The 6203-nt window shown below is 62.3% G+C and carries 5 protein-coding genes; 4 read left to right on the top strand and 1 reads right to left on the bottom strand.

All coding sequences use genetic code 11. The features are described 5' to 3' along the window. Nucleotides 1-815, top strand: an 815-nt coding sequence (locus KDH09_10115) for a hypothetical protein (protein MCB0220037.1), incomplete at its 5' end; no start/stop codon positions are given. A 105-nt stretch (nucleotides 816-920) separates the two neighbouring features. Here the strand turns inward: KDH09_10115 and KDH09_10110 are convergent. Continuing rightward, complete coding sequence (locus tag KDH09_10110; GenBank protein MCB0220036.1) at nucleotides 921-2363, bottom strand: sigma-54-dependent Fis family transcriptional regulator; 1443 nt, start codon at nucleotides 2361-2363, stop codon at nucleotides 921-923. A gap of 629 nt (nucleotides 2364-2992) precedes the next feature. On the opposite strand from KDH09_10110, the gene KDH09_10105 reads away from it, so the two are divergent. From KDH09_10105 to KDH09_10095, 3 genes are all read left to right on the top strand, one after another. Continuing rightward, nucleotides 2993-3940, top strand: coding sequence for a hypothetical protein (locus KDH09_10105; protein MCB0220035.1), 948 nt, complete (start codon nucleotides 2993-2995; stop codon nucleotides 3938-3940). A gap of 160 nt (nucleotides 3941-4100) precedes the next feature. Next, complete coding sequence (locus KDH09_10100; GenBank protein ID MCB0220034.1) at nucleotides 4101-4994, top strand: hypothetical protein; 894 nt, start codon at nucleotides 4101-4103, stop codon at nucleotides 4992-4994. Nucleotides 4995-5172: 178 nt separating this feature from the next. After that, nucleotides 5173-6093 (top strand): hypothetical protein, encoded by a 921-nt coding sequence (locus KDH09_10095; GenBank protein MCB0220033.1) that lies wholly within the window; start codon nucleotides 5173-5175, stop codon nucleotides 6091-6093. Nucleotides 6094-6203 lie beyond the last annotated feature (110 nt).

The following is a 6203-nucleotide window of genomic DNA, read 5'->3' as shown; positions in this document are numbered from 1 at the left end:
TTACCGCGCAGACGCCGACGAGCTACGAGGACATCTGCGCCCTCGTGCCCGACGACTACGAAATCCTGGGCCAGGACCCGGCCTTTCTCGAGCCACTCGAAGAGTTCACCGACACCAGCGCGCCCGTGATCTACGATGCCCCGCGCGTCGATGTGCCGGGCTTCTACCCCAAGAGCCCGCCCGAGTGGTTCGTGGGCGCCTCGCTGGCACAGATCATCGACCAGGGTTTTCCGATCCTGCCCGACGACCAGATTCCCGGCGACGGCGAAGAGGGCTTCTATCTCAATTACTCGACCAAGTACATCGGCACCTTCCTCGATCCCGACCGGCGCTACACCGATCTGGCGGTCGTGCGGATCAAGGCCCCGCGCACCCCCGCGACCGAGGAGGGCGAGGCCGTTGATCCAGTGAACGATCAGGTTCGCTACTGGTCGGTGTGCGTCCACCAGATGAGCAACATCAACTACCTGTGGGGCTGTGCCTACGACGGGCAGTTCAAACCCGATCCGGGCAGCACCGACCAGATCACGATCGTCTTCTCCAACGAATCGGACCGCCCCGCAGGGCTGTGCAGCCCGCTGGAGAACGGCAAGCCTACGGGTAGCTGCCAGTACAACTGGATGCCCTACGCCAGCAGCACGCCGCTGATTCTGATGCGGCAGCTCACCCCCAATCCTGATTTCGCACAGGCCGCGCTCTTCTATGAAGGCGATCCCAATGACAGCGACGCGCTGGCGGCGCACATGGGCGCCTATTTCCCGCGCAGCACGTACTGCTCGAACCTGGCCTGGTACCGGCATCGGTGCACCCGCTGAATTCAACCCCCGGCTGAATCCGGCGCACTCAGCCAGGCGCCGGATAAACCACGGCGGTTGCACCTTGCGCGGCGGTCCCAACGGGCCGCCGCGTTTTTTATGGAGTCAGTCCCGGGTCGTGTCTTTCGGCAGGTTTCTGGAGGGGTGATTGCCCAGGTTGTACTTGGCAATGATGCGCGTGATGGTGGCGCGCGAGATGTCCAGAATCTCGGCGGCGCGTGTTCGATTGCCGGCCGTGTAATCGAGTGCCCGCATCACCGCGTCGCGCTCTGCCGCCTCCACCCAGGCGCGAAGCGGGCTGGGTTTGCCGCCCCTGAGCAGATATTCCTTCGCGGAGGATTGTGTCGGATCTTCGTCGTGAACCCGCGCGATCGCGCTGCGGACGGCGGATGCGGTGAGGCGGCGGACATCGGGATCCGCAAGCGCGCTCTCGATCACGCTGTGCAATTCGCGAACATTGCCGGGCCAGTCATGGCGGCGGAGCACTTCCACGGCCTCGGGCATGATCTCCACCGGGGGCTGTGCGGGCCCGCGCACCTGCGCGCACAGGTCCGCGGCCAGCGACGCAATTTCCCCCTGGCGCTCGCGCAGGGGCGGGATCTCCAGCTCCAGCACCGACAACCGGTAGTAGAGATCTGCGCGGAACGTGCCGGCACGAATCTCCTGCTGCAGTTCCCTGTCGGTTGCCGCAATCACCCAGAAATCGCTGAGCCGTTCGCTGGTGCCGCCAAGCCGGATCACCCGGCGGGTTTCCATTGCGCCGAGCAGCTTCCCCTGCGTATCGAGCGGCATCTCGCTGAGATGATCGATGAGAATGGCGCCGCCGTCGGCAAGTTCGAGCAGGCCGGGATTGTTCCGGGTGCCCGGGGCGGTGCCGGCTTCGCGGCCGAAGAGCTCGCTTTCGATCTGCGCGGCACTGAGCTCGGCACAGTCGAGATAGAGGAAGGCGCGACCGGCCCGGTTGCTGAAATGGTGCAGGGCACGTGCGGCCATTTCCTTGCCAACGCCGCTCTCACCGCGAAGCAGGACGGGGGTCGGCGCGCCGCTGGCAAAGAGCATGAGTCGTTGGCGGACATTTTCTTCGGCTGCGGCGGCAGGCAGCTTTGGCCCGGGGGAATCCGCATCGTGACGGCGCCGGTAGAGAGAGGCCTCGTGCCGATAGTTCCGGAACTCCAGCGCGCGGGCCAGCCGGGCCTGCAGGTGCGGCATGTCGATGGGCCTCACCTGGAAGTCGAAGGCGCCGTGGCGCAGGGCCTCGCCGGCCAGGTGAGCATCGGATTCGCCTGCCAGAACGATAAAGGCCGGCGGATTCTTGTCCATTTCCGTGCGCGCGAGCGCATCGAGGCTGCTGACGCCGCCCATGCGTGCACTCAGGAGCACCACGTCGAATGGCTGCCGCGAGAGGAGCGCGATCCCCTGCTTCAGCGTATCGGCGCGTTCGCATGCCCATCCCTGAAGCGAGAGCCAGTCCCGGACACGGTCTGCCCAGAGCGGGTCGTCTTCAACAATCAGCAGCGTACCGCTCGTTTTGTGGCCATAAAGCGACACGAAACGACCCTCTATCCATCCCGAAAGTAATCTGACGCCCGTCGGCGAGTATACCGGATATCATGAACGTGTCGTTTGTAGCTCCATGATTTCTTTCGATTTTTTGGAACTCTACTCTTCGTTGCAGGCGTGTCCGATTGAGTCAGTGTTGAGCCAGGCACAAACCGATTGACGCAACGGTGAGTCAGTGCATCCGGTATTCAAGACGTGATGTCCTGGCGCGGCGGGCGAGTTGCCAAACCGCTTCAATTGACTGACTCGATTTGCTACAAAGCGGCCGGGCACCGGCGGACACGCTCTGCGACTGAAGGGGCAGCGCATCGTGAGCCCGCGCCGCTTGTGGCGGCGTCCACTACCGCGCCGCGACGGTGGCCGAGTCCGGTTGCGAGGCTGCTCTCGCGAATGCGACGATTCTCTGGATCGCTTGTCTGCCGAAGAATCAGCGATCCTCAGCCGGAGCCTGCTGCGAAAAGCCGCCCCAACAGGGACGGCTTTTCTTTTCTGGAGGCGGAAAAGGAGCCAAAAAGGGCGCGATTCCAGCGACTTCGCTCACTTTTCTATTCGAGGGAATCGGCTATAAACGGCCTCATCTCTGGCTATCAGCTTTTAAAGAAACAAGGGGACGAAACATGAACAAGACAATGAAGAAACTGGCGATTGCGGTCGCGGCAGTAATGGTCTCGGGCTTCGGCCTGCAGGCCTGCGGTGGCGAGGACAATCCGTTCGTGGCGGCACTGGGCACCAATGACGGTCCCAGCGAGGCGGAGATCGTGAGCGATTCGGGCGACTGTGGTGACTGCGACGGCGTGATCGAGGACGCGGTGCCCGGCGGCGTGAAGGGCTTTTTCGATGCCGACGACGATTTCTATGGTCTGATGGAACTGCTTCGCAACATGACCTGGAGCGTTGATGGCCCGGCCGCTGAAGACATCTATATCGAGTTTGATGGTCAGCGCGACGATTACTTCGACGGCGTGACGCTGGCCCCTGGTCAGGTCGTCACTTACGGGCCGCAATACGGCGTTGTCGATTTCAGCGACGCCTGCGCCCCCGGCACGGGCGTGTTGGTCATCGGTGTCTGGGGACGCTTCGAGGGCTACCCCGCCGAAGCCGGCGTGAAGGGCGCACCCTGGGGTGAGGAAATCGCCCGGGGGGACAGCGTCAACCTGGTCCTCAGCAACTGCGAAATTCGCGGGAACCTGATCAGCTACATGCCGCCGATGATGGTTTCCGGCATCGAGACGGCTGACACCAGCGTTGCACTCAGCGGCAACCTGACCATCACCTGGGAGCGCGAGTACATGGAAAGCTCCGAGGATACGACCATCACAATGAAGGGCAACCTTGTCGTGAATCCCGGCGTGACCGAGGGGAACGCGGGTACCGAGCCCACCCCGGTCTGGGGTTACGGCACGCCGCTGCATTTCAACGCGACGGCCAGCGAAACCCAGACCTACGGCTTCGACAGCAGCGAGGGCGGCGTGTGCTACGACGGCCCGAGCGCGGCGTCAGCAGAAGCCTGCGGCGATGGCATTTTCGAGACCGCCAACGACGTAATCGGTTACTGGGACGACTGAGCTTTCGGTTCATTCGCGCAGTGAGTTGGTATTGATCAAAAGCCGCCCCCGATCGGGGGCGGCTTTTTCTTTGGCATATGACGGGGATCATTCCGGTTTCGGGGGCTTCTGTGCAGAATATTTGCGCATGCCCATCTCGGGACGGAAAAGGAAAATGAGTATGAAACGCTCACTTCGGCTTTTTGGCGCTGCTGCGCTCGCGGCGGCGCTTTCGGTCGCGGGGCTCCAGGCCTGCGGCAGTGATACGATCGGTCTCTCCCTGGGGGAGGTCGATGGTCCCACGGCCATGGAACTGGCTCAGGTGCTGAACGGCAACTGCACGGAAAACTGTAACGGGACCATCCCTGAGCCTGCACCGCTGGGTGTGAAAGTTGCGCCACCCCCCGAGGGCCCGGTGGACGACGACCTCGACGCGCTGATCCTCTCGCTCTACCAGGCGAGCGCGGATAATCCCTCACTGGGGGAGATGGAGATGAAGGTCGGCGAGACGCTCAACGACCTCTATCCCGAAGGGCTCGACCCCGATCAGGAGATCGTGTTCGGCCCGGCGAGCGGGTATGCCAGTCTCGATGACGCCTGCAATGACGGCACCGGCGTGCTGACGGGTACCTTTTTCTACCGTTTGGCAGGCGCGAGCATGGGGGCCTCGGCGAAGGGCGGCTTCGATGCCGATTTTCTCTACTTCCGACTGAATACCTCGCTGACGATGGTTGACTGCCAGATCATCGGCGACCTGACCGGCGCCGGTAATGAGATCGTAACCGTTACGGGCAGCGTGACCAGCCAGTGGGAAGAGGATGAGACGGACTTCAGCTTCACCATGAAGGGCAGCGTCCGACTCAACCCCGGCGCCGTGGACCCCGGCGGGCCCGCGCCCACGCTGATCTGGGGCTATGACGTGCCGGTCACTGTCGATTTCAAGATTGCCGATACGAAGACCGTTGGAACGGCCGTTTTGAGCGGAGGCATCTGTTACGACGGTACAACCGTAACCGAAGCAGGCTGCGAAGGGACGTTTGTCAGCGCCGAATACATCAGTTCGCTCTTTGACTGATCGGCGCCGCGGCCCAATTCACTGTACATCTGATTTCTGATCAAACCCGCCCCGATCGGCCCCTGCCGGTCGGGGCGGGTTTTTTTGAGGGTGTCCTTCCCCGAGAACTGTTCTATAAAGGTGGCCTTGCGCGGTCTACCGTGAGCAAGTTCAGCAAAACGAGGAAGGACTGAGGAATATGGAGCGAATTTTCAAGAAAGTGGTCGCATTGATGGCCGTGGCGGTCGTTGTGGTCTTTGGAGCACAGGCCTGTAGCAGTGACGATCCGTTCGTCGCACTTCTGGGCAACTACGATGGCCCGAGCGAATCGAGCATCGTGGGCGGGATCACCTGCACGGGTTGCGACGGCGAAGTCGAGATGACGACATCGGCGGGCAAGGGGCTTCCCAGCGGCGATGGTGACTTCGATGCACTCATGGATTTGCTCTACGAGCTGACCTGGGGCATGAGTGAGACCGAAGATATCTACGTCGAATACGGCATGCTGCTCGAAGATCACTTCGACGGCGTGACGATTCCCGAGGGGCAGATTGTGCGGTTCGGCCCGCTCACCGGGACCATCGATCTCTCCGAGGCTTGTGCGCCCGGGACCGGCGTGCTGATCGTGACCACTTCGGAAACCTACGAGGGGCTTCCCCCGGAGATGGCCGGCGCGAAGGGCCCCGCCCCCTGGGGCCAGTTCATCGGGGATTACGACCGCTATGACCTGGTCCTGAGCAACTGCCAGATCGAGGGCAACCTGCTCGACTTCATGACGATGGGCATTTCCACCGACAATACCGAGGTCGCCCTCAGCGGCCGGCTGACCCTCACCGAAGAACAAGATTTCGAGGTTAGCGACGATTGGACCTTCGACGGGCTCATCACCATCAACCCCGGACTGTCCGAGCCGATGGTTGGCGGCGTGAGCGATCCCACGCCGGTCTGGGGTTACAGTACCCCGCTGCGTATCGATGCATCGGCACATTCCAGCTACATCAAGGGCTTTGACAGCTATGAAGGCGGCGCTTGTTACGGTGGCACCAACGCCGCCTCCGCCGAAGATTGCGATGGCATCTTCATCGACGGTGAGGAAATCATCGGTTTCTGGGACGACTGAATTTCAGCCGTGGCTTCTGGAAAGGCCGCCCCCTCGGGGCGGCCTTTTTCTTGAGATTATGCCGGGCATCATTGCCGTTGTGGCTGATGGGGATGGAGGCCGGCATGCTG

The organism is Chrysiogenia bacterium (genome assembly GCA_020434085.1).
In the GTDB taxonomy this organism is placed as follows: Bacteria; JAGRBM01; JAGRBM01; order JAGRBM01; family JAGRBM01; genus JAGRBM01.
The sequence above is the reverse complement of the archived record's forward strand: the minus strand, read 5'-3'. Positions and strand labels throughout refer to the sequence as shown.